This is a genomic window from Chryseobacterium binzhouense, assembly GCF_007474545.1.
Classification (GTDB): Bacteria; Bacteroidota; Bacteroidia; order Flavobacteriales; family Weeksellaceae; genus Chryseobacterium; species Chryseobacterium binzhouense.
Genome location: NZ_VKOG01000004.1, coordinates 189240 through 211566 on the forward strand (window position 1 = coordinate 189240; position 22327 = coordinate 211566).

Annotated in this window: 19 protein-coding genes; 11 read left to right on the top strand and 8 right to left on the bottom strand. The window is 36.3% G+C overall.

From position 1 onward, the window contains the following. The first annotated feature begins 41 nt into the window (after window positions 1–41). From FNE73_RS11655 to FNE73_RS11695, 9 genes are all read left to right on the top strand, one after another. Window positions 42–1040, top strand: coding sequence for a 2Fe-2S iron-sulfur cluster-binding protein (locus FNE73_RS11655; protein WP_143884775.1), 999 nt, complete (start codon window positions 42–44; stop codon window positions 1038–1040). Window positions 1041–1130: 90 nt separating this feature from the next. Continuing rightward, window positions 1131–2195, top strand: coding sequence for an NADH-quinone oxidoreductase subunit NuoH (gene nuoH, locus FNE73_RS11660; RefSeq protein WP_143884776.1), 1065 nt, complete (start codon window positions 1131–1133; stop codon window positions 2193–2195). A 137-nt stretch (window positions 2196–2332) separates the two neighbouring features. Continuing rightward, window positions 2333–2890 (top strand): NuoI/complex I 23 kDa subunit family protein, encoded by a 558-nt coding sequence (locus FNE73_RS11665; RefSeq protein WP_089744950.1) that lies wholly within the window; start codon window positions 2333–2335, stop codon window positions 2888–2890. After that, window positions 2890–3387, top strand: coding sequence for an NADH-quinone oxidoreductase subunit J family protein (locus tag FNE73_RS11670; protein ID WP_089744949.1), 498 nt, complete (start codon window positions 2890–2892; stop codon window positions 3385–3387). The genes FNE73_RS11665 and FNE73_RS11670 overlap by 1 nt, the downstream gene beginning before the upstream one ends. Window positions 3388–3391: 4 nt before the next feature. Next, window positions 3392–3721, top strand: a complete 330-nt coding sequence (gene nuoK, locus FNE73_RS11675; protein WP_143884777.1) for an NADH-quinone oxidoreductase subunit NuoK — start codon at window positions 3392–3394, stop codon at window positions 3719–3721. Between the two features lie 6 nt (window positions 3722–3727). Continuing rightward, window positions 3728–5641: an NADH-quinone oxidoreductase subunit L gene (gene nuoL, locus FNE73_RS11680; RefSeq protein ID WP_143884778.1), complete on the top strand. Its 1914-nt coding sequence runs from the start codon at window positions 3728–3730 to the stop codon at window positions 5639–5641. Then, entirely contained in the window at window positions 5641–7134 is a 1494-nt protein-coding gene (locus FNE73_RS11685; RefSeq protein WP_143884779.1) for a complex I subunit 4 family protein, read from the top strand. The genes nuoL and FNE73_RS11685 overlap by 1 nt, the downstream gene beginning before the upstream one ends. A 122-nt stretch (window positions 7135–7256) precedes the next feature. Next, window positions 7257–8642 carry an NADH-quinone oxidoreductase subunit N gene (locus FNE73_RS11690; protein ID WP_143884780.1) on the top strand — a complete coding sequence of 462 codons (1386 nt, stop codon included), beginning with the start codon at window positions 7257–7259 and terminating at the stop codon, window positions 8640–8642. A 78-nt stretch (window positions 8643–8720) separates the two neighbouring features. Further along, window positions 8721–11021, top strand: a complete 2301-nt coding sequence (locus FNE73_RS11695) for a GAF domain-containing protein (protein WP_143884781.1) — start codon at window positions 8721–8723, stop codon at window positions 11019–11021. On the opposite strand, the gene FNE73_RS16765 is transcribed toward FNE73_RS11695, so the two are convergent. The 4 genes from FNE73_RS16765 to FNE73_RS11710 form a co-directional block, all read right to left on the bottom strand. Beyond that, a complete protein-coding gene (locus tag FNE73_RS16765; RefSeq protein WP_185147339.1) occupies window positions 11013–11180 on the bottom strand; it encodes a hypothetical protein in 168 nt (55 codons plus the stop codon). The genes FNE73_RS11695 and FNE73_RS16765 overlap by 9 nt on opposite strands. Before the next feature lie 106 nt (window positions 11181–11286). Then, complete coding sequence (locus tag FNE73_RS11700) at window positions 11287–11862, bottom strand: DUF6705 family protein (protein WP_143884782.1); 576 nt, start codon at window positions 11860–11862, stop codon at window positions 11287–11289. A gap of 1 nt (window position 11863) precedes the next feature. Further along, the gene (locus FNE73_RS11705; protein WP_143884783.1) at window positions 11864–12439 is read right to left on the bottom strand and encodes a DUF6705 family protein; all 576 of its coding nucleotides are present in this window, start codon (window positions 12437–12439) and stop codon (window positions 11864–11866) included. An 18-nt stretch (window positions 12440–12457) separates the two neighbouring features. After that, window positions 12458–14044: a hypothetical protein gene (locus tag FNE73_RS11710; RefSeq protein ID WP_143884784.1), complete on the bottom strand. Its 1587-nt coding sequence runs from the start codon at window positions 14042–14044 to the stop codon at window positions 12458–12460. A gap of 63 nt (window positions 14045–14107) precedes the next feature. Between FNE73_RS11710 and FNE73_RS11715 the strand changes: the two genes are divergently transcribed. Continuing rightward, window positions 14108–14395: a helix-turn-helix domain-containing protein gene (locus tag FNE73_RS11715; protein WP_143884785.1), complete on the top strand. Its 288-nt coding sequence runs from the start codon at window positions 14108–14110 to the stop codon at window positions 14393–14395. Here the strand turns inward: FNE73_RS11715 and FNE73_RS11720 are convergent. Beyond that, window positions 14390–15556: a Pycsar system effector family protein gene (locus FNE73_RS11720; RefSeq protein WP_143884786.1), complete on the bottom strand. Its 1167-nt coding sequence runs from the start codon at window positions 15554–15556 to the stop codon at window positions 14390–14392. The genes FNE73_RS11715 and FNE73_RS11720 overlap by 6 nt on opposite strands. 26 nt (window positions 15557–15582) lie before the next feature. On the opposite strand from FNE73_RS11720, the gene FNE73_RS11725 reads away from it, so the two are divergent. Further along, on the top strand, window positions 15583–19296 hold the full coding sequence (locus FNE73_RS11725; RefSeq protein WP_143884787.1) for a metallophosphoesterase: 3714 nt from the start codon (window positions 15583–15585) through the stop codon (window positions 19294–19296). Between the two features lie 149 nt (window positions 19297–19445). Here FNE73_RS11725 and FNE73_RS11730 read toward each other — a convergent pair whose 3' ends face one another. The 3 genes from FNE73_RS11730 to mazG are packed head-to-tail and all read right to left on the bottom strand — an operon-like array spanning window position 19446 to window position 22165. Further along, window positions 19446–20315: an NHL repeat-containing protein gene (locus FNE73_RS11730; RefSeq protein ID WP_143884788.1), complete on the bottom strand. Its 870-nt coding sequence runs from the start codon at window positions 20313–20315 to the stop codon at window positions 19446–19448. A 2-nt stretch (window positions 20316–20317) separates the two neighbouring features. Then, window positions 20318–21397, bottom strand: coding sequence for an FUSC family protein (locus tag FNE73_RS11735; RefSeq protein WP_143884789.1), 1080 nt, complete (start codon window positions 21395–21397; stop codon window positions 20318–20320). Beyond that, on the bottom strand, window positions 21398–22165 hold the full coding sequence (mazG, locus tag FNE73_RS11740; RefSeq protein WP_143884790.1) for a nucleoside triphosphate pyrophosphohydrolase: 768 nt from the start codon (window positions 22163–22165) through the stop codon (window positions 21398–21400). Window positions 22166–22327 lie beyond the last annotated feature (162 nt).

Genomic DNA, 22327 nt, shown 5'->3' on the forward strand with positions numbered 1-22327 from the left:
AGCTTAAAAGCTTTTAACAGCATAAGCGAAAAGCATAGAATATGAGCGAAGAGGTTAAAAAATTTAAAATAACTATAGACGGACAGACTACCGAGGTCTTACCTGGAACTTCTATTTTGGAAGCTGCAAGACAAATCGGCGGAAAATCTGTTCCTCCTGCAATGTGCTACTACAGTAAGCTGGAAACCAGTGGAGGCAGATGCAGAACTTGTCTTGTGGAAGTTTCTAAAGGATCTGAAGCAGACCCGCGTCCTATGCCCAAATTGGTAGCAAGCTGCAGAACCAATGTGATGGATGGCATGGAAGTGAAAAACCTTTCTTCTGAAAAAGCACAGGAAGGCAGAAAGGCAGTTACCGAATTTCTATTGGTAAACCATCCTTTAGATTGTCCTGTTTGTGATCAGGCAGGAGAATGTCATCTTCAGGATTTGGGTTACGAGCATGGAAATCTGGAAACCAGAACCGAATTTGAAAGAAACACTTATGATGCAGACGACTTAGGTCCGAACATCAAATTAAATATGAACCGTTGCATCTTGTGTGCGAGATGTGTATTAGCAGCAAACCAATTAACAGGAGAACGCGAACACGGAATCCTTTTCAGAGGAGATCATGCTGAAATTTCTACTTATCTGAATAAAGCTTTGGATAATGATTTCATCGGTAACGTGATTGATGTTTGTCCGGTTGGTGCGTTAACCGATAGAACGGCTCGTTTTGCAAGCAGAGTTTGGTTTACAAAGCCTATGAATGCTTCTTGTAAATGCGATAAATGTTCAGGGAAAACCACGGTTTGGATGAAAGGTGACGAGATCGTAAGAGTAACTGCAAGAAAAGATCAGTGGGGAGAAGTTGAAGAGTTTATCTGTGATACCTGCCGTTTTGAAAGAAAAAATCTGAGCGACTGGAATATTGAAGGACCAAGACATATCGACAGACACTCGGTAATTTCTTTAAACCATTATGAAAAGCCAAAAGATGAATTACGAGTTTTAGACAATCCGATGGCTAAAGAAATCAGCGAAAAAGACGAAAAATAATTAATAAGATTTCAGATTTCAGACATTAGATAACAGACTTTTGTAATTCTAATTTCTAATTTCTAACTTCTAATATTTATAAAAATAAAAATGGATTTAATTACATTTAAATTAATACTTGTATTTGCGCTTTTTCTGTTATCATTAACGATAGCCGCCTACTCTACATGGGCAGAAAGAAAAGTGGCAGCAATCATGCAGGACAGAATAGGACCCAACAGATCAGGACCATTCGGTTTGCTGCAGCCTCTTGCAGATGGTGGTAAATTTTTCTTTAAAGAAGATTTTACACCTGCTAATGCTGAAAAGTTTCTTTTCGTATTGGGACCTGCATTGGTGATGTTCATTTCATTAATTACCGGAGCTGTTATTCCTTGGGGGAAAACACTTAATATTGGAGGCACTTCTTTCGATCTGCAAATTGCAGATATTGATATAGGTGTACTATTTATTATCGGAATGGCTTCTATAAGTGTTTATGGAATGATGATCGGAGGATGGGCTTCAAACAACAAATATTCTTTATTAGGAGCTATCCGCGCATCTTCGCAAATGATTTCCTATGAACTAGCAATGGGTTTATCTCTTTTAGCAATCATTATGATGAGTGGAAGCTTAGATTTAAAAGTTATAACCGAAAATCAAGCAGAGGGAAAACTTTGGGGAATTATACCAATTGGTTCCGGTCTTAACTGGAATATTTTCTACCAACCTTTAGCATTTCTGATTTTCTTCGTGGCTGCTTTGGCAGAAACCAACCGTCACCCTTTCGATTTACCTGAATGTGAATCTGAATTGGTAACAGGTTACTCAACAGAATATTCATCTATGAAATTAGGTTTATATATGTTTGGTGAATATGTGAATATGTTTATTGCCAACGCATTTTTAGTTGTACTTTTCTTCGGGGGCTACAATTATCCTGGAATTGAATGGGTAACTCAAAACTGGGGAGAAAATACAGCAGGAATATTAAGCATTGTAGCATTTTTAACGAAAACGGTTGTCGGAATTTTGATCTTCATGTGGATCAGATGGACGTTACCAAGATTCAGATACGATCAGTTGATGCATTTAGGATGGAAAACTTTAATTCCGCTTGCATTGTTGAATCTGATGATTACAGGAGCTGTAATTTTAGCGTTCGGTAATTAAGAAAGTATTTGAAAATCTGATGATGAGATAATTTAAAAATTAACATTATCATCATTTTAAAATATAATAGTAAATAATTAAGATAACAGACAAGATTAGTCTAAATCTAATGTCTAACATCTAATATCTATAATTAAATGAAACTTACAAACAGATCTAAAGTTGTTTCAAATAAGGAGATGACCTTTTCTGAGAAAATCTACCTTCCGGCGATTTTCAAAGGAATGGGGATTACCTTCAAGCATGCTGTAAGAACAGTGATGAAAGGTGCTCCTGCAGTTTACTCATATCCTGAAGTACAAAAACCAAGAACTGAAATCTGGAGAGGTCAGCACGTTCTGAAAAGAGATGAAGAGGGAAGAGAAAGATGTACAGCCTGCGGATTGTGTGCTGTAGCCTGTCCTGCTGAAGCAATTACCATGACTGCAGCAGAAAGAACGAAGGAAGAAAAACATCTTTACAGAGAAGAAAAATATGCATCAGTATATGAAATCAATATGCTGAGATGTATTTTCTGCGGTATGTGCGAAGAGGCTTGTCCTAAATCTGCAATTTATCTAACAGACAGACTGGTAGACGTAGAAACCAACAGAGGTTCTTTCATCTACGGAAAAGATAAATTGGTTGAAAAAATAAATGAAAGGATTGATATCACTGAAAGACAATCCGAGAAACAAAAAAATGCGGTAAAATAATGGATCAGTTTTTATTTTTCTTGGTGGCGTTTTTAGCAGTGGCAAGTGCCGTTTATTTTGTATTTGCAAAAAATGCTTTATATGCTATTTTGTCATTAATTGTTACAATGTTTTCAATTGCCGGAATGTATATTCTTTTGAATGCACAATTTCTTGCTATTATCCAGATCATCGTTTATGCAGGAGCCATCATGGTTTTATTCCTCTATATCTTAATGATGCTTAATCTCAATAAGGAAGACGAAAGTAAGAAGAACAATACTTTAAAATTTATTGGAGTTTTTACTGCCGGTATTTTATTAGTAGGTGTTCTGGGAGTCTTCAGAGGGGTTCAGGAAAAACACATTTTGGTTGAAAATGTTGATCAGGGTGTAGGTCTTACGAAAAATCTCGGGAGACTTTTATTCAATGAATATGTTTTACCGTTTGAGCTTGCTTCCATCCTGATTTTGGCAGGTATTGTAGGTGCGGTACTAATCGGTAAAAAAGATTTATAAAATTATGGGAGAAGTTAATACATTTATGCAAAGCATCCCTTTGGAATATTTCATCACTCTTTGCTCAGTTTTATTCTGTCTGGGAGTTTTGGGAGTATTGCTCAGAAAAAATGCGATTGTAATTTTGGGTTGTGTAGAGCTTATGCTTAATTCTGTAAACCTTTTATTGGCTGCATTTGCGGCATACAAAGGGAACAGCGACGGACAGCTGCTGGTTTTCTTCATCATGGTCGTTGCTGCAGCCGAAGTTGCGGTTGGTCTTGCAATTATTGCGATGTTGTATAGAAATACCCGTTCTGTAGATGTAGGAATTTTTAATAAATTAAAAGGATAAGAAAGAATGGAGAATTTAATTTATGCAATAGTACTTTTACCACTTATAGGTTTTCTTATCAACGGACTTTTTGGCAAAAATCTTCCAAAGATCGTAGTCGGAAGTTTGGCAACAGCAGCAGTTTTTGCTTCTTTTTGTATTGCGGTAAGCTTATTTTTAAATTTTGACTCAGAAAGTCCGGCAGTTGTCGTTAAAGCTTTTGAATGGTTCAGAGTAAACGGAGTTCAGATTAATTTTGGTTTTCAGATTGATCAGCTGTCATTAATGATGGTCATGATTATCACAGGAATCGGGTCGTTAATTCACCTCTACTCTATCGGATATATGAGCCATGACAAAGGTTTTTATAAGTTTTTTACTTATCTGAATCTTTTTATCTTCTCAATGTTGCTTTTAGTAATGGGAAGCAATTACATGATCTTATTCATCGGTTGGGAAGGTGTAGGTCTTTGTTCTTATTTATTAATCGGATTCTGGTATACTAATCAGGAATATGGTAAGGCAGCAAGAAAGGCTTTTATCATGAACAGAATCGGCGACCTTGGTCTATTGATTGGAATCTTTATGATTGCCTCTCAGACCAACTCTGTAGATTATATTTCAGTAGCACAAAATGCTGCTAAATTTGAATTGGACGGCAATATCATTATTTTTATTACTGCAAGTTTATTTATCGGAGCAATCGGTAAATCAGCTCAGGTTCCATTATATACATGGTTACCAGATGCGATGGCGGGTCCTACTCCTGTTTCTGCGTTGATTCACGCAGCGACGATGGTTACCGCTGGTATTTATTTGGTTGTAAGATCGAACTTCTTATTTACTTTAGCACCGACTGTTCAGGACGGAATTTTACTCATAGGATTTTTAACCGCAGCTTTGGCGGGATTCTACGCTCTTCGTCAGAACGACATCAAAAAAGTTTTGGCATATTCTACCGTTTCGCAGCTTGGTTTTATGTTTATCGCCCTAGGTCTTGGTGCTTACACAACAGCAATGTTTCACGTAATGACGCATGCTTTCTTTAAGGCACTATTATTCTTGGGAGCGGGTTCTGTAATCCATGCGATGAGTAACGAACAGGATATGCGTTTCATGGGAGGTTTAAAAAAATATATTCCTCTTACACACATTACTTTTCTTATCGGAACATTGGCAATTTCAGGTTTCCCATTATTATCAGGGATGATTTCTAAAGATGAAATTTTAGTAGCGGCTTTTGCTAAAAATCCAATTTACTGGGTTATGTTATTTATTTTAGCTGCTGTTACGGCAACCTATATGTTCAGACTGTATTATTTAACTTTTCACGGAGAATTCAGAGGAACAGAAAAGCAAAAACATCATTTGCATGAAAGTCCGTTGAACATGACTTTACCTTTGATTATTCTGGCAGTACTTTCCGTAGTAGGAGGTTTTATTAATCTTCCTCACTTTATAGGTCACGGTCATTATGCTAAATTGATGGAATGGCTGAAACCTGTTTTAACAGAAGAAAGCTTCAAACAAATGGAAGCAACTCTTTCGGGTGTTGATTTTAATACCGAAATGATTCTTTTAGGAGCTACAGTTTTAATGTTCTTTACCGTTTGGTTTATTGTTAAAAACATTTATGTCAACAAAAAGAAAGTAGCAAAAGCAGAAGAAGATTACACCGGCTGGGAAAAACTTTCTGCCAAAAAATTATATGTGGATGAGCTTTACAATGCTTTGATTGTAAAAACTTTTGAAGGACTTGGGCGTGGTGGAAAAATGTTTGATAAAGGCGTTCTAGACCGTTTTGTAGATTACATAGGAGAAGGTGCTGAAGACAGCGGTAGATCTATGAAGCGTATTCAGAACGGAAATGTTGAGAACTATGTTCTTATCATGACTTTAGCTGTGGGAATTATACTGATTGTTAACTTTATACTACAATAATGTCTTATTTACTATTAACATTATTACTATTACCTCTTGTAGGTTCGGGATTAGTTTTTGCTTGGAAAAATGCTTCTAGCAAATATTTGGCGTTGGGAATTGCTTTAATACAGATGCTGCTTACATTTTATGTGCTTTCGGATTTCAGTTTTGAACCGACAGTTGATAGTACTTTGCAGCACGAAATCAATTATCCCTGGTCACAATTTATAAAAAGCAGCCTTCGTTTCGGAATAGACGGAATGAGTATGCTTCTTTTGCTGCTGACCAACATTCTTTCGCCTCTAATTATTTTATCATCATTTAACGAAAACACTGGCTACAAAAACTCATTTTACGGGCTGATTCTGATGATGCAATTTGGTCTTATCGGAGTATTTACAGCTTTAGATGGTTTGTTATTTTATATTTTCTGGGAAGTAACACTAATTCCGATCTGGTTCATTGCAGCACTTTGGGGACAAGAGAACAAAAGATTTGAATTTACTACAAAATTCTTTGTGTATACATTTGTAGGATCTTTGTTTATGCTAGCTGGAATTATATATGTAGGAATATATTCAGCTTCTTATGCATTAACAGATATGTATAATGCTGATTTAGGCGAAACAAAACAGATTGTTATATTCTGGTGTATTTTCTTTGCATTCGCAGTAAAACTTCCGGTTTTCCCTTTCCATACATGGCAGCCGGATACCTATACTTACTCTCCTACTCAGGGATCTATGCTTTTATCAGGAATTATGCTGAAAATGGCGATCTATGGAGTAATAAGATATTTACTGCCTATCACTCCAACAGCGATATTAGGAATTTCCGGACAAATTGTAATTATTCTGGCTATTATCGGAATCGTACATGGAGCTTTAATTGCCATCATTCAGAATGATATGAAAAGAATCATTGCGTATTCTTCTTTTTCACACGTTGGATTGATGGTTGCTGGTATTTTTGCTTCAGCTGTTCTTACATTAAGAGGAACATTTACCATTGAAGGTGCTGAAGGAGCATTGGTACAGACGTTTGCTCACGGTGTAAACGTAGCAGGATTGTTTTTCTGTGCTGATATTTTATACAAAAGATTTAAAACGAGAGATATCAGACAAATGGGAGGTCTTGCAAAAGTAGCTCCTAAATTTGCTGTACTTTTCCTTTTGATTATTTTGGGATCAATGGGAGTTCCGTTGACTAATGGATTCATTGGTGAATTTATCCTCATTAAGTCTGTTTTTGATTTTAATGTTTTAGCTTCAGTAATTGCTGGTTTAACGATCATTCTTTGTGCAGTTTATCTTTTGAGATTTTACGGTAAAGCAATGTTTGGTGAAGGTGATGCAGCAGTTTTAAGCACGGCTAAAGATTTGTCAGCTGTAGAATTTTCTGTACTGGCGAGTATTGCAGTATTTGTAATTCTTCTGGGAATATTTCCTCAGCCGATTATTGATATGGTAGGAAGTTCGTTGAAGTTTGTATATTCATCAATGATTAATTAATTTTAAAGAGTAAAGAATTAAGAGAGAGGAATTAAAGAATCAAGATAAAAGTAAAAGGTATCAAACCTTAAATTCTGAACCTTGAACTTCAAATTTCGCATCTCAAATCTCAAATATAAATTATGAGTGTTTTAATTATTGTTTTCCTTACAGCGGTTGCTGCACTATTCTCGGGAGTTTTTGAAAAAGGAAAATTCGCAAGATACATCGGGATTTTTGGATTAATCATCGCCTTGTATGTAAGTTTTTTACCGGAAGCTTCTTTCTTCGAAAAATACAGATTAATGTATGAATACGGAGCCAATACAGCTTTATTTACAAAAATTTCTATTGTAACAACTTTGCTGTTATTCTTCCTTGGAGGATTTGCATTCAGCAACCACAGAAATCACCAGTCAGAATTGTATGCGCTGATGCTTTTTGCACTTTGCGGAGGTTTCGTATTATTCGGGTTTCAGAATTTAGTAACTTTGTTCATCGGAGTTGAGATCTTGTCTATACCTTTATACGTAATGGCGGGAGCTAACAAAACAGATCTAAGATCAAACGAAGCTTCTTTAAAATATTTCCTGATGGGAGCGTTTGCCACAGGTTTTTTATTGCTGGGAATTGCATTTATCTACGGAAGCACAGGAACATTTGATTTATATAGAATACAGGATTTCAGTACAGTAAATCCTAAAAACGGAATGCTGATTCTTGGTGCAGTATTAATGCTATGCGCAATGGCTTTCAAAGTAGCTTTAGCACCTTTCCACATGTGGAGTCCGGATGTTTATCAGGGTTCACCTTCACTGATTACGGCTTTCATGGCAAGTGTGGTAAAAATTTCTGGTTTTTTCGCATTATTCAGATTAATGACCATCGGTTTCTCCGGAATTACCCACGAATGGATCCATATTTTAGGCGTTTTTCTAATCATCACTTTATTGTTGGCAAACGTAATGGGTCTTGCACAGACTAATGCTAAAAGAATGCTGGCATATTCTTCTGTTTCTCATGCCGGTTACATTGGTTTGGTATTTTTTGGAATGAATGCATTATCAACATATACTTTAGCTTTTTATCTATTCGCTTATTCATTAGCTACCGTTGGAGTTTTCATGTGTTTAATCTGGGTTGAAAAACTTAAAAGAGAAACATCTTACGGAGCCTTTAAAGGCTTGGCTAAATCTGAACCGCTTTTAGCTGTGGTTGCTACTATTTCTTTATTGTCAATGGCAGGAATACCATTAACTGCAGGGTTCATGGGTAAGTTTTCATTATTTGCACAGGCTCTAGCAAAAGACGATAATACTTTTTTGGTTATTGTAGCTGTTCTAGGCTCGGCGATTTCTATTGCTTATTATTTAAGACTGATTATTGCCATGTTTTTCTACAAAGAATCCAGTTTTAAAACGACAGAAAGAGTCACCATTACGTACAATATTGTAGCCGTTGTAATTATTGCTTCACTGGTTATCCTGGGTATCTTCCCTGATCTGTTTGCCAAGCAGTTTGGATTATAGAAATCCTTTAAAATAAACAAAAGCACAGCCATCGGGTTGTGCTTTTTTTATAACTTTGTGCCACAAAAACAATCAGGTTTGGCAGAACTGTACACAGAAGATACTCCGTTTCAGATTTTCATTTCATTCAAAAAATATTTGGATGTTCTGGAACATATCAGGTACAATGACCGTTTGGAATACAGAGCCAACTATGCCGAATCTTTAATCGAAAAAACTAAAAAATTTCCGGAACTGAGAGAAGGCTTTCAGGATCTTTCTCTTCTTGAAAAACATTCTGAACTGATAAGGCTTCTTCTTGCAGATCTCTTTCCTACCGGTCTTACTCATAACGAAATTAAAGCTGCAAGTATTCCTTTGGCTGATATAACCTTCAATTATACGGAGAGATTTAAAAATATACTTGCCGATGCAGGAACAGATTTTGAGATAAAGCTAAGAGATATTAACCAAAACGAATTTTATATTTTCTGCTGCTGTATTATTCTTCAGGTTCATTACAATACAGATTTCAAAGCCAGTCTTCCGCTTTATTATGATATTCCCAATAAGTACGGGATCATGAAGCATTATAAAATAACAGTCAATTCAGATTTTACGGATATTTATCCTCAAGAAGATACACAGATTCCTGATTTGGATACTGTAGAAATGCTTCTGGAAAACATGGATGATATTTCTCTCTGGAAAAAACATTTTCCTCCGAAGTCTTGGGTTATGTGTGGTTTTGCGATTATTTCACTTGTAGACTGCACATCAGAAGTAGCCTTATCAGATCTGAAATCAACCATGATTGAGATTGATATTGAAAATCCTCAACCTAACGAAAATCTGCTGGAAATCTTCAAATCCTACTTTGATGTACCCGATCTTAATTTCGGATTGATGATTTACAATAAAAAAGACCGGAAACTCGAAAATGTTCCTATTTACGAAAATGTATTTACAAGTTACATTCTCGATTTCTGGCTGAAAACATTCAATGAAGAAATAAGACAAACTACCCTTGAAAACATAAGCTATAACTCGAAGCCTATCGTGGTTGCCAACGTTGACAAGATAGATGAAGAAATCAAAAAACTGCCGTCTTTTCAGCTATTGAAGCAGGCGAATATAAACAGTTTTATCATCATTCCGATTATGAAAAACGGCGAACTGATGGCAATTATGGAGTTTACCTCATCACAGCCAAATAGCCTGAATGGTTTAAAACTTAAAAAAATTGAATTTTTTACCGAAATGATTCTGTTTTCGGTTTCCCGTTTCAACTCTGAAAGAAATAACCAGATTGAAGCTATTATTCAGCGAGAATACACGACCATTCATGACAGTGTCGTTTGGAAGTTCAGAAATGAAGCAGAGAAATACTTCAATGCTGTTTTGTCTAGAAAAATCTATACACTCAAAGAAATTTCGTTCAAAAATCTGTCGCCTCTTTTTGGATTCTCAGACATTCGTTCTTCTTCTGAAAAACGTTTTAACCTGATGAAAGAAGATCTCAATGCACAGCTTGATGTACTGTATGCATTGTTTACAACGATCAATTCAGATTCTGAAAAGTACCTTTTGGCAATAGAAATTTTTGAAAACGAACTGAATAATGAAATTAAAGCCGATACTGAACAAAGATTTCAACGTCTTCTTCAGGATGAAATCCACCCCTATCTACAGGCAAAAGTAGAAACTGATCCAAGAGCAGAAATTAAAGAAAATATCAAAACTTATTTTAAGCAGATCAACAATCCGAATCAGCTTTTTTATCACCGACGAAAAAATCTTGATGAATCAATAACACTAGTCAACCGGAAGCTTGCGGACATTTTAGACAATAGGCAAACTACAGCTCAGGAGATTTTCCCGCATTATTACGAGCGTTTTAAGTCTGACGGAATTGAGCATAATCTGTACATCGGTCAAAATATTGCACCCAATCTGGACTATTCACAAAAATATCTGAATCAGCTCCGTTTCTGGCAGCTGGAAACCATTTGCAAAATGGAAGCCGAGTTCAGAAAATTCAAATCATCTCTTCCGATTTCGCTGGATATTGCATCATTGGTTTTTGTTTATAACGAAAAAATAGACATCCGTTTCCGAATGGATGAAAAACGCTTTGATGTAGACGGTGCATACAATTCCTATTACGAAATCATCAAAAAAAGACTTGACAAAGCCCACATTAAAGGCAGTGAAGAAAGAATCACTGCACCAGGGAAAATCGTCATCGTATATTTCGGAATGGAAAACCAAAAAGAATACCTTCAATACATTAACACTCTTCAAAAACAAAACATTCTGAAAAATGATGTCGAATTTCTAAAAGTAGAAGATCTGCAGGGAATTTCAGGACTGCTTGCTTTGAGGGTTTCGCTATATTAGGCATTTAATCACCGTAGGAATACCCTCGCACCCTCCTTCGGCAATACTGCCACTAGGATCTACAGGCTGGGTAGAGACATCATTGCCGTTGCAGGGCTCAGGAGTCGGGTTTTCTGCAGGACAAGAGGAGCAGTCACCACCTCCGGGACTGCCCACCATTCATTGCCGATGGGTGCTTCTGCAATTCTCTTGCATTGTAAACTAATAACTACTTCCCAAGGCTTTATTTAAAAAGTAAAAAAACCTCTTTTTAGAGGTTCTCATTTTACTGCTTCGTAAAAACCATATTCAATGGAAATGTTGTTCCCGATTGATAATAAATCGTTCCTGTTCTTGGGCGATCATAAGTATTTTCGCCTATTTTTCCTGTAAATTTTAGCTGAGTCGGAGATAACTTCTCCAATGTGACTTCATAGCTAGTACCCCTGTATACGTCTTTAAAAAGAAAGCTACTAATTGTACTATCACACAAAATACTAAAGTTTACATTTAAATAATCCTGCAAAAGATTTTCCCCAGAAGTATCAATTAAGATAACTCCATTTTCTTTATAGGTATAATATCCAACTAGCCTATCCTCATAATAATTATTATTAGCATAAGTATTGACATGATATTTTGTTTGCTTTAATAAAGTTAATACCATTTCTCTGTTCCCTTCTGCCCATTTCCATGTGCCTATATAGGGAGTATATATATTACTTATATCTTTTAGGTATACACTTCCATTTTTAGTGTTATAGTGAGGATTAGCACATCTATTGACAATATCTATAATATTTGTTTGAGATTTACAACTGATTGTTATCAGTAAAATCATTACTAAAAATATTCTGTTCATTTTATTGCTTCGTAAAAACCATATCTAAAGGGAATGTTGTTCCCAATTGATAATAAACAGTTCCTGTTCTTGGGCGATCATAAGTATTTTCACCTATTTTTCCTGTAAACTTTAGCTGAGTTGGAGATAGCTTCTCCAAAATGACTTCATAGCTGATGTCTCTAAATTTGTCTTGAAAAAATGCTGTGCTAACATTATTATAGCAATCCGTATCGAAATTCACACTTATTCCAAAATCTTGTAAAAGATTTTCTCCTGAAGTATCAATTAAACTAACACCATTTTCTTTGTATATGTAATACCCTAATAACCGATCTTCAAAATAATTATTTGTATATGTATTTAGATGATACTTAGTTTGCTTCATTAAAATAAGAGTCATTTCTCTGTTCCCTTCTATCCATTTCCACGTCCCAATATAAGGTGCATAAACATTACTTATATCTTTTAAATATAAATTTCCATTGCTCCTGTTCAATGGTGCATGATTACATCTGTTAACAATATCAATAATATTCGTTTGAGCTTTACAACTTAAGGTTGTAACTACAATTATCAATAAAAATATTTTGTTCATTTTGTTTTCTAATTTTTGTTATAAAGGACAATTTTCTTTTGTTATATTTCCATTGGAATCTATATTCAGCTTCCCCCATCCATCAGAGTCTTTTCTATAAATATGCAGTCCGTTACCTGATCCAATTTTTGAATCATGAATGACTTTCATAAATAGTTTTTCGGCATCTGCCTGATTATATGCTTTTTTATCTTCCTGTCCATTTTCTTTAAAAATTTTTAGAACTTCGGCTTTTGCGAAATCCTTCTGAGCTTTAGTCGTTGTAGCTGTACCGATATTCATACCTGCAAAAAACGTATCCAAGGCAGAAGGATCATTCATCTTTATTGCATAAGTTGTTCCGTTAAAGTTAACCAAATAAGAAATAAAAACTTTTTTTCTGTATTTATAAAGATATGTATAAGAATCGTAGATGTTTACAATGTCTCCAAAAGCATATATCGGGATATGACCCGGAGGATGGTTATGTATATCGGCAATGTCATTATTGGTTCCCACACCCGAAACACCTGTGTATCCTGCACCCGAAGATGGTTTTACATATGTATTATAGATGATTGTTCCGTTAGGTTCTTTAGTTACTACAACCATGGTCTCGTGCTTATCAGGGTTTGCTTTAGTAACCAATGTTTTTAGGCTGTCTCTTTTTGCTACCAGAGTTTGGTTTTGGTCGTTTTCTTTTAAAATATCGCAGGGCGTTTTATCATCTGGATTCGGAAACTCTATCACCGTAGGAATTCCCTCGCATCCTCCTTCGGCAATACTGCCACTAGGATCTACAGGCTGGGTAGACACACCATTGCCGTTGCAGGGTTCCGGCTCAGAATCTGTAGGACAGTCAACACACGGCTCTCCGCCACCGCCACTTCCTCCACCGCTTCCGGGACCTGCCCACCATTCATTACCAATAGGCGCTTCTGCGATGCTTTTACATTGCAGATAATAGTCTTTTATAGGTTTAGATTTTACTTTTGCACCACAAGCATTGCTGCCCTCTCCGTTAAAGTGCTCATTAGCACTACAAGCGGTGTATCCCACGATATACGACTGCCACACACAGCTTTGGTTAGATTTAGCTCCTAGCGGATTATATACCGTACCATCCAAGAGCGTTACCGTTGTTTTATCCTGGGTATCTACATATTCACCCGACATCATCATCTGCTTTTCCTGAGGCGTCAGATTATAGCTGATGAGCATTTCTCTATAACTCCCGTCTGTAGCCGGGATCAGTACCAGATTTTCTATAGGATCTGTCGGTAAAGCATTTTGACGGGTAAGATGAAACGTGTAGGTGTGAAAGTTGGGACCGTTCTCAATGTACATTACATGATCGGTATCAATAGATACTCCATCTACGTAATTAATTTTCCCTTTAGCATTTTTCTGCCCATAGGCTTTAATCCCAACCTCTGCTTTTTGAAGCTCGGGTAAAAGCTTTGTTCTGTGCTTAGATTCGTTAAGGGAAATTCTTTGGGAAGTCAGCCGCAAGCCGGTGTTGCCTTGAGTTTCTTCCTCATTGTGAAATTCTTCGGTGCGGCAGGAGAATGCCGAGACACCGATAAGGAACATCAGGCAGAGCCTGAGAAATAAATGTTTTTTCATAAGCATTTATGTTTTAGTGGTTTAAAGATATAAATTTTTTACAAATATATAAAACAATTTTAAATGAGCAAATTTGCCTATTTAAAATTTGTTACAAAATCGAACCTTTACATTGTGAAAGATTTAGATTTAGATTTAAAAAAATTAAAAAAAATTGGTAACAGACTGAAAAAAATACGTCTGCAAAAAAATCTCACACAAAAAGATCTGGCCTTTTTAATAGATGTAGAGATCTCTCAAATTACAAGAATTGAGAGGGGCATTATTAATACTTCTATACTTAACATCATAAAAATTTCAGAAGCATTAGAAATACCTCTAAGCGATTTTTTTAAAGATTTTGAATTATAAACTCAGAAACGCGTACCCGAAAGCCAGCACCGAGATAATAATTCCTGCCATGAAAATAGCATACGTCGTAGAAAGCAGCTTATATTTCCTGTCTAAAACCTTTCCCAGAAAATACAGATCCTTGATCATCGAATCGTAGATATAATCGCGGTCTTTCAGCATATCTCTCATCGAATGATGATAATCATCAAAAAGCATCTGATGAAAATTCCCGAAAAACAGAAGATTTACTTTTCGCTTGACAACATCGTCCTGTGTAAATTGGGTTTTGGTGACATTCGGTTTTGTGGAAAGTATGGCAAAAACAATGGTAAGCACACTCGAAAAAAGCAACAAAAATGTGGGGATAATCAGGTGCACATTTTTAGGAGTATCCAGCTTCGGAACCAATACAGAAAGACAGACCGAAATAATGATGGCATTTACCGAAAGTAATATATTGGCTTTGCTGTCGGCAATATCGCTCAGGCGGGTGTGGTTGTTGAGAGTAACTCTGAATAAGGTATCAATACTTCTGTCAGATTTAGGATCTTTCTTATCTGCTTCTTTATCTTTATTCTGTTTCTCTTCTTTGTTCAGCTTTTTTTCAAGTTTTTTTACATTCTTCATCTTCAGCGGTTCCCAGTGTTCTTTAGCGTAATCGGTAAAATACTGGTGCTTATTTTTCAAGAAATCAATATTCAGCTCATTCCATTCATCATTAGAAAAGCAGGTTCCGCCCGTAAGTTCCCACTCTTTTCGTAAGGCTTCGGAAGTATCATGGTAAGACGGACTGGCAAAGTGGCTGAAATCTGCATCTTTCATTATTTTTTCAGATACATTCTGAGGCTGATAATATTTTTCGGTGGAAAGAATAAGCTGATAAACGTCTTCAATATAATCCTGCGGATAATGTTCTTTCAGCAAAAAATCTTTCATGAGTTCGGCGCTTCTTTTTTCGTGCCCTTCCGCATTGCAGTCTGTAAATCCCACATCATGAAACCAAAGCGCAAGAATCACTTTTTCTCTTTCCGCATCAGAAATTCCGGTATGTTTTATAATTTCTTCCGCTTTGCCGACCGCAAAAGAGGTATGGATAAAATTGTGATAAAAGTATACTGAAGATAACTTATCTTTGAATAAATTTTCAACATAATTTTTAGCCTTGTCTAATATGTTCATCACCAAATTTTTCTAATTGTAAATGTATGAATTTATCTTCTAAATATATTCTCAAAAATCTTTCTGCACTTGTAAAACTCACCGTGTTCTCCGCACTTGTTATATCCTGCGCTACCTATAACGTAAAAAAAGGAAAAAACTTGCCGGAGATACAAAATAACAGCGCAGAAATTGCCAATGATTTTCAGATTTTTCTCATTGGTGATGCCGGAAATGCAGAAGAAATTCAGGCTCAGCAGACATTGCAGCTTCTCAAAAACAAATTAGATTCAGCAGATCAGAATGCTATGGTCATTTTTTTAGGGGATAATATCTATCCTTTGGGAATGCCAAAAGAATCAGATAAAGGATATGCTCTGGCAAAGCAGAAAATGGAAAACCAGCTTGCCATCACTAAAGATTTTAAGGGAAAAACACTGGTAATTCCCGGAAATCACGATTGGTATCACGGTCTGGAAGGTCTGAAGGCACAGGAAGATTTTGTAAAGTCTTATCTGAAAGACAAGAAATCTTTTCTCCCTAAAAACTCCTGCCCTATTGATGATATCAGCTTAACAAAAGACATCAAGCTTATCGTCATAGATTCTGAATGGTCGTTAGTTGACTGGGACAAATATCCGGGAATCAATAAAAACTGCGACATCAAAACGCAGGAAGATTTTTACACAGAGTTTAAAGACTTAATCATAAAAAATCAGGATAAAAGAATTATTGTTGCGCTTCATCATCCGGTAATCAGCTCGGGAGTTCATGCAGGTTTCAATTCGGCAAAATCTCAACTTTTTCCGCTCAGAGGGAAGATTCCGGTTCCGGGGATTGCTACATTAATCAATATTCTGAGAAGTTCTTCCGGAGTTAGCATGGAAGATCTCAGCAACAGACATTATACTGATTTTGCCAACAGGATCAAAAGCATTATTCAGGATAAAGATAATGTCATTCTGGTTTCCGGGCACGATCACAATCTGCAGTATCATCAGGACAGGAACATCCGCCAGATTATCAGCGGCGCCGGCTCGAAAACAGATCCTTCCACGATTGTAAAAAACACTGATTTTTCTTATGGAGGAAGTGGTTTTGCGGTGTTGAATCTAAAAAAAGATTGCAGCTCCGAAGTCGAATTTTTCTCTACAAGAAATAATAAACTTGAAAAACTTACCCAAATTTCGGTGATCGAAAAACCTAAAGATTTTGAAAACAATTTTCCTGACAAACTTACCGACAATAAGATCTCAACCCTTTATCCTGAAAAGCTTACCCAAAGAGGAGGAATTTACCGATGGCTTTGGGGAAATCATTACAGAAAATACTACGCAATGCCCATTGAAGCTGAGGTTGGAGATCTTTCTGCTTTAAATGGCGGTTTTACGCCTTTCAGAGAAGGCGGAGGAAACCAATCAAACAGTCTTCGTCTTAAAGCTCATGACGGACAGGAATTTGTGATGCGCGGAATTAAAAAAAGTGCTGTCCGTTTTCTCAACGCACAGGCTTTCAAGAAAAACACTTTCGGAAACGAACTTACCAATACTTTCCCTGAGAGATTTCTTCTTGACTTTTATACGACCAATCATCCGTTCACCGGTTTTGCAGTCAATAATATGGCTGATAAAATCGGGCTTTTTCACAGCAATCCGAAACTGTATTTTATTCCAAAACAAAAAACTCTCGGAAGGTATAACGAGCATTACGGTGATGAGCTTTATATGATTGAAGAGCGGTTCTCTTCCGACCAAAAGACGCTGCAGTATTTAGACAATGCTTCAGATATACTTTCTACGGCAGATGTACTGAAAAACATGCGTAAAGACAGCAAATATTCTGTAGATAAAGAAACTTACATCCGTGCAAGAATTTTTGATATGCTGATCGGTGACTGGGACCGTCACGAAGATCAATGGAAATGGGCAGAATATAAAAAAGGTGACCAAATCATCTACAAACCAATTCCTAAAGACCGGGATCAGGCGTTCAGCAATTACGATGGAGCCGCTTTCAAAATCATCATGAATATCCCGATGATCCGCCACATGAAGTCTTTTAAAGATGACATCAAAAATGTACGGTGGATGAATATGGAGCCTTATCCTTTAGATTTAATCTTCCTGAAAGACTCTTATGAAAAAGACTGGGAAAATCAGTCAAAATACATTCAGCAAAACCTTTCTGATAAAGATATTGATGAAGCGTTCAATAACCTTCCCAAAGAAGTGCAGGATGAAACTCTTGCCGATATTAAAAGAAAACTAAAGCTCAGAAAGGAAAAAGTACACGTGTATGCCAATGACTACTATCACATTCTTCAGGAAAAAGTTCCTTTAGCAGGAACTGTGAACCGTGACAAATTTGTCATTATAAAGCATAAAGATTCTGTAGAAGTAAAGCAATTCAAATTCAATAAAGATCAATCTGAAGAGCTGGTTTTTGAAAAAGTTTATCACTCAAAGCATACAAAAGAACTCTGGATTTATGGGCTTGAAGAAGATGATATCTATGAAGTTTCCGGAAACGGAAAGTCTAAAACCACCATTCGTCTCATCGGCGGCTATAATCATGATACTTACCAGGTTGCCAACGGAAGCAAAGTGAAAATCTATGATTTTAAATCACAAAAGAATACATACAACACCAAAAACACTTCTAAAAGAATAACAGACGATTATAACATCAATACTTATAACTGGAAACATCCGAAATACAATTTTGTGGCAGGATATCCTAATGCTAATTTTAATCCGGATGACGGAGTGATTCTGGGATTTGTAGCCAATTATACCGTCAATAATTTTATCAGAGATCCTTTTACTCAGAAACATAGTCTCAGTGCCAATTTTTATACTGCAACAGGAGGGTTTAATCTCAAATACAAAGGGATTTTCAAAAAAGCTGTTTTTGGATGGGATGCGGGGATTGATGCTTCATACACCACTCCATATTTTGCCAGAACATTTTTTGGCTTAGGAAATGAGAGCATTAATAACGCTGACGAAGATGACAGAAATTACAACAGAGTGAGAATTTCGCAGTTCAGATTTGCGCCTTCTGTTTCTACAACCAGCTGGCTGAGTTTCAGACATCAGTTTCAGCTCAGTTTTGAAAACTCCAAAGTGCAGAGAAATGATGACCGGTTTATTGCTGTCTCCGACGAGGTAAGACCCGAAGTTTTTAACGACCAGCAATTTGGAGGAGCCAATTATACCTTTAGTTTCAAAAATTTTGATAACAATGCTTTTCCAACATTGGGAATGGAATTTTTTATCAATGCAGGATGGAAAGCCAATCTTCAGGAACTTGACAGAAATTTTGCTGCACTCTCCGGGAAAATGAGCATCTTTCACAGAATTGACAAGAAAGGAAAATTTGTTTTTGCCAATTCTACTCATGCCATGATGATCAACAATAATCAATTTGAGTTTTTTCAGGCAGCTGCAATCGGTGGTAACAATGCGATGAGAGCCTATAGAAACGAAAGATTTGCAGGTAAATCTTACCTTGCCAATAATTCGGAAATACGGTGGGATTTTGGAAGGGTAAAAAACAATATCGTTCCGGTAAATATGGGAATTTTAGTAGGATATGATATTGGAAGAGTCTGGATCGACAATGAATATTCCCGAAAGTGGCATCAGGGTGCAGGTGCAGGCTTCTGGCTAAATATTCTGGAATCTTTTTCCGCCAAAATTCAGTACTTTGTAGGAGAAGATGGCGGAAGAATTTCTGGTGGTCTTGGAATGAATTTCTAAGAGAAATCACATTTTTTTTAACTTAAAATTTGTCATTTTGAATGAAGCGAAACGGAATGAAGAATCTCATCTTAAAACATTCCAAATACCACACGGATTTAAAAATATTTTGTTGAGATTCTTCCTTCGTCAGAATGACAAACCGGAAACTATTTAATTAAAAATTTATAAACATTTCCGCCTTCCTTTTTATCCTTTTCATCGGCAATCATCAGTGTTTTATCATCAATAAATACAACAGCTTCTTTTTGGGAATTATGATCTAAAGATATTTTCTGAATAGTAGCCGCATTGAAATCATCTTTGGTAAAACCTGTTACCACATGAATGTTTTTGTGGGTTAAAAGAACAATCTGATTTTTTGAATTGATCGCTGCCGAAGTAATCGCAGCATCATTATATCCTCCTTCAAGTTTTAATCTGCCAACAAGTTTTGCCTCAAAATCACCCTGCTGATTCGGGATTTTAAACACCAGAAAAGTTCCGTCAAAGCCCTTGCTTCTGTTTTTTGTAAACAAATAGAAGTAGCCGTCTTTTTCTATAAAAGCTTCACAATCATACAGCCAGTTGGATTTTTTTGGTGGAAATTCAGTTTGACCTTCGTAATGAAATGTTGTAGTTTGGATAACTTTTGTGGATGTCTGATTTTCGTTATTCAGATCAATTTTAATGATCGAAAGATTTTGTCGGTCATTATCATTATTCCCAAAATCACCAATATATATATTTCCTGCTGAATCTGTCGTAATATCTTCCCAGTCATTGTTTTCAGCATTTTCTACCAAAACATCTGCAATTTGGTTTCCTTCCGGATCCAAACCGTAGACTACATTTTTATTACCTGCATCTTCAATTGCCCAAATCGTTTTTTTATCTTTAGACAAAGCAATTCCGGAAACTTCCTTCAGTTTTTTAGGAAGAGAAAATTCAACCTTCAACTCATCTGCTTTTGAAGAATCCTGAGCTTTGGGATTACAGCTCAACAGTAAGAATGATGATAAAACTACAACGCGCAACATATCTATTTTTTTAATTTTTTAAACTGAAAATAAGAGAATCTGATATTTTTCTCTAAGTTATTAATAATCTGCTGATGATGCAGGAAAAATCCTGCCGCTAAGCCAATAAGACTTCCAATAACGGTATCAATGAGTCTTGCCGTCATTAACGTTTCCACATTATGATAAGTTTCACTTGCAGTTTCTGCCAAAAGAATGGTTAAAGGGGTGATAAAAATTACTGCAAAGCCATAATTTCTTACAATCAGCAATTCAATAATGAACTGTAAAACCGTAATCATAAAAATTATTTCAAGCATTTCGGGATTAAACAAAAGAATCAGCCATACAAAACCAATTCCTATGAATGTTCCCAGAATCCTGTGCATATTTCTCTGTCGGACATGCTCAAAATTCCTTCCCTGAATGATGGCAACCGTTGCAATGGAAATCCAGTAAGTGTTTTTAAATTCCAGAAGATGACCGATAACCAAAGTAAGAGCCATAAAAAATCCGATGATCGTACTTTCAACAAATTTTGTATACCTTCGTTTGTTAAAGCTTCTTCTCGGAACATTTACCACTTTGCTTTTCTCTATGAAAACCGAGTACAGAAAGGCAAAAGAACACGATAATATCGCTCCCATTGCAACCAGTCCGACTCTTGTGGGAATCATTTCAAGATCAAATTTATATGTACTCGCCATTGCGGCAACCATGATGAAGAAAAAGTTTCCCGGCGGCGGAATTTTAAAATAAGAGGAAATGAAATGTGCCAGAAAAGAAATAATTCCGACCGATAAAGCTGCAAAATAAATATTAAACCCGAAAAAAGAACTTACCGTAAAAGAGAAAACAATTCCGAAAGCACAGATGGCGAGATGAATCATTCTCTGCGTAATGGAAGCCGAAGTAAAATATAAAATCGTTAAAGCTCCTAAACTTGAAAGCGCACCGTAATTGGGTTTTCCTGAAAAATGTCCTATGAAAAGACAGCTCCCGATGCAAAGTGCAGCAAGAAAAGGAAAATGCCATTTCCTTTCCGTTTGCTTAAACTCCAATAAATACTGAAATCTGTTCTGTGTGGGGTTCTGTACTTTCATTTATTGTAGACGCTTAGCTTTTTCCCATAAAACATCCATTTCTTCCAAAGAAAGATCGGCAAGTTTCAGATCCTGTTCCAAAGCTAAGGTTTCCATCTTCTGAAACCTTGAAATGAATTTAAGATTGGTTCTTTCGAGTGCAGAATCGGGATTGATTCCCGAAATTCGTGCGTAATTGATTAATGAGAAAAATACATCACCCAATTCCTGTTCTTTTTTATCCAAATCTGTTTCTGCATGAAACTCCTGAATTTCTTCATCTACTTTTTTCCACGCATCTTCCGCATCATGAAATTCAAAACCTATTCCTTTCACTTTATCCTGAATTCTATAGGCTTTTACCAGACTCGGCAGACTTTTCGGTACGCCGCCCAAAATGGACTTATTTCCTTCTTTCAGTTTTAGTTTTTCCCAGTTCTGTTTTACCTCTTCTTCGTCTTTCACTTCTGTGTCCCCGTAAATATGAGGATGGCGGAAAATTAATTTCTCGTTTAAAGAATTAATGACATCCGCAATATCGAAACTGCCTTTCTCAGAGCCTATTTTGGCATAAAAAACCAGATGAAGCAGCACATCTCCCAACTCTTTTTTTATTTCCTGCAGATCATTCTGCAAAATGGCATCCGAAAGCTCGTAGGTTTCCTCCAGCGTTAAATGACGAAGCGATTCCAGCGTCTGTTTCTGATCCCACGGACATTTTTCACGCAGACCGTCCATAATGTCCAATAATCTTCCGAAAGCTTCCAGTTTTTCCTGTTTGGTATTCATATTCTGAGAATTCAAAGTGATGCAAATTTACGGGAAATCTTTGTGAAAGTGCTTTTGTCTTGAAATAAAAGAATGTTTGTGCTGGCTAAGTACAGCCGACGGTGATGTGGTTTATTATTTATTATTATTGTAGAAGCGGATTGAGTAAACATACTTAGATTT

What these genes read in the sequence shown, in the direction of transcription:
- FNE73_RS11655 (WP_143884775.1), top strand. Translation starts at nt 42, where the DNA reads ATGAGCGAAGAGGTTAAAAAATTTAAAATAACTATAGACGGACAGACT.
- nuoH (WP_143884776.1), top strand. Translation starts at nt 1,131, where the DNA reads ATGGATTTAATTACATTTAAATTAATACTTGTATTTGCGCTTTTTCTG.
- FNE73_RS11665 (WP_089744950.1), top strand. Translation starts at nt 2,333, where the DNA reads ATGAAACTTACAAACAGATCTAAAGTTGTTTCAAATAAGGAGATGACC.
- FNE73_RS11670 (WP_089744949.1), top strand. Translation starts at nt 2,890, where the DNA reads ATGGATCAGTTTTTATTTTTCTTGGTGGCGTTTTTAGCAGTGGCAAGT.
- nuoK (WP_143884777.1), top strand. Translation starts at nt 3,392, where the DNA reads ATGGGAGAAGTTAATACATTTATGCAAAGCATCCCTTTGGAATATTTC.
- nuoL (WP_143884778.1), top strand. Translation starts at nt 3,728, where the DNA reads ATGGAGAATTTAATTTATGCAATAGTACTTTTACCACTTATAGGTTTT.
- FNE73_RS11685 (WP_143884779.1), top strand. Translation starts at nt 5,641, where the DNA reads ATGTCTTATTTACTATTAACATTATTACTATTACCTCTTGTAGGTTCG.
- FNE73_RS11690 (WP_143884780.1), top strand. Translation starts at nt 7,257, where the DNA reads ATGAGTGTTTTAATTATTGTTTTCCTTACAGCGGTTGCTGCACTATTC.
- FNE73_RS16765 (WP_185147339.1), bottom strand. Translation starts at nt 11,180, where the DNA reads ATGGTGGGCAGTCCCGGAGGTGGTGACTGCTCCTCTTGTCCTGCAGAA.
- FNE73_RS11700 (WP_143884782.1), bottom strand. Translation starts at nt 11,862, where the DNA reads ATGAACAGAATATTTTTAGTAATGATTTTACTGATAACAATCAGTTGT.
- FNE73_RS11705 (WP_143884783.1), bottom strand. Translation starts at nt 12,439, where the DNA reads ATGAACAAAATATTTTTATTGATAATTGTAGTTACAACCTTAAGTTGT.
- FNE73_RS11710 (WP_143884784.1), bottom strand. Translation starts at nt 14,044, where the DNA reads ATGAAAAAACATTTATTTCTCAGGCTCTGCCTGATGTTCCTTATCGGT.
- FNE73_RS11715 (WP_143884785.1), top strand. Translation starts at nt 14,108, where the DNA reads ATGAGCAAATTTGCCTATTTAAAATTTGTTACAAAATCGAACCTTTAC.
- FNE73_RS11720 (WP_143884786.1), bottom strand. Translation starts at nt 15,556, where the DNA reads ATGAACATATTAGACAAGGCTAAAAATTATGTTGAAAATTTATTCAAA.
- FNE73_RS11725 (WP_143884787.1), top strand. Translation starts at nt 15,583, where the DNA reads ATGAATTTATCTTCTAAATATATTCTCAAAAATCTTTCTGCACTTGTA.
- FNE73_RS11730 (WP_143884788.1), bottom strand. Translation starts at nt 20,315, where the DNA reads ATGTTGCGCGTTGTAGTTTTATCATCATTCTTACTGTTGAGCTGTAAT.
- FNE73_RS11735 (WP_143884789.1), bottom strand. Translation starts at nt 21,397, where the DNA reads ATGAAAGTACAGAACCCCACACAGAACAGATTTCAGTATTTATTGGAG.
- mazG (WP_143884790.1), bottom strand. Translation starts at nt 22,165, where the DNA reads ATGAATACCAAACAGGAAAAACTGGAAGCTTTCGGAAGATTATTGGAC.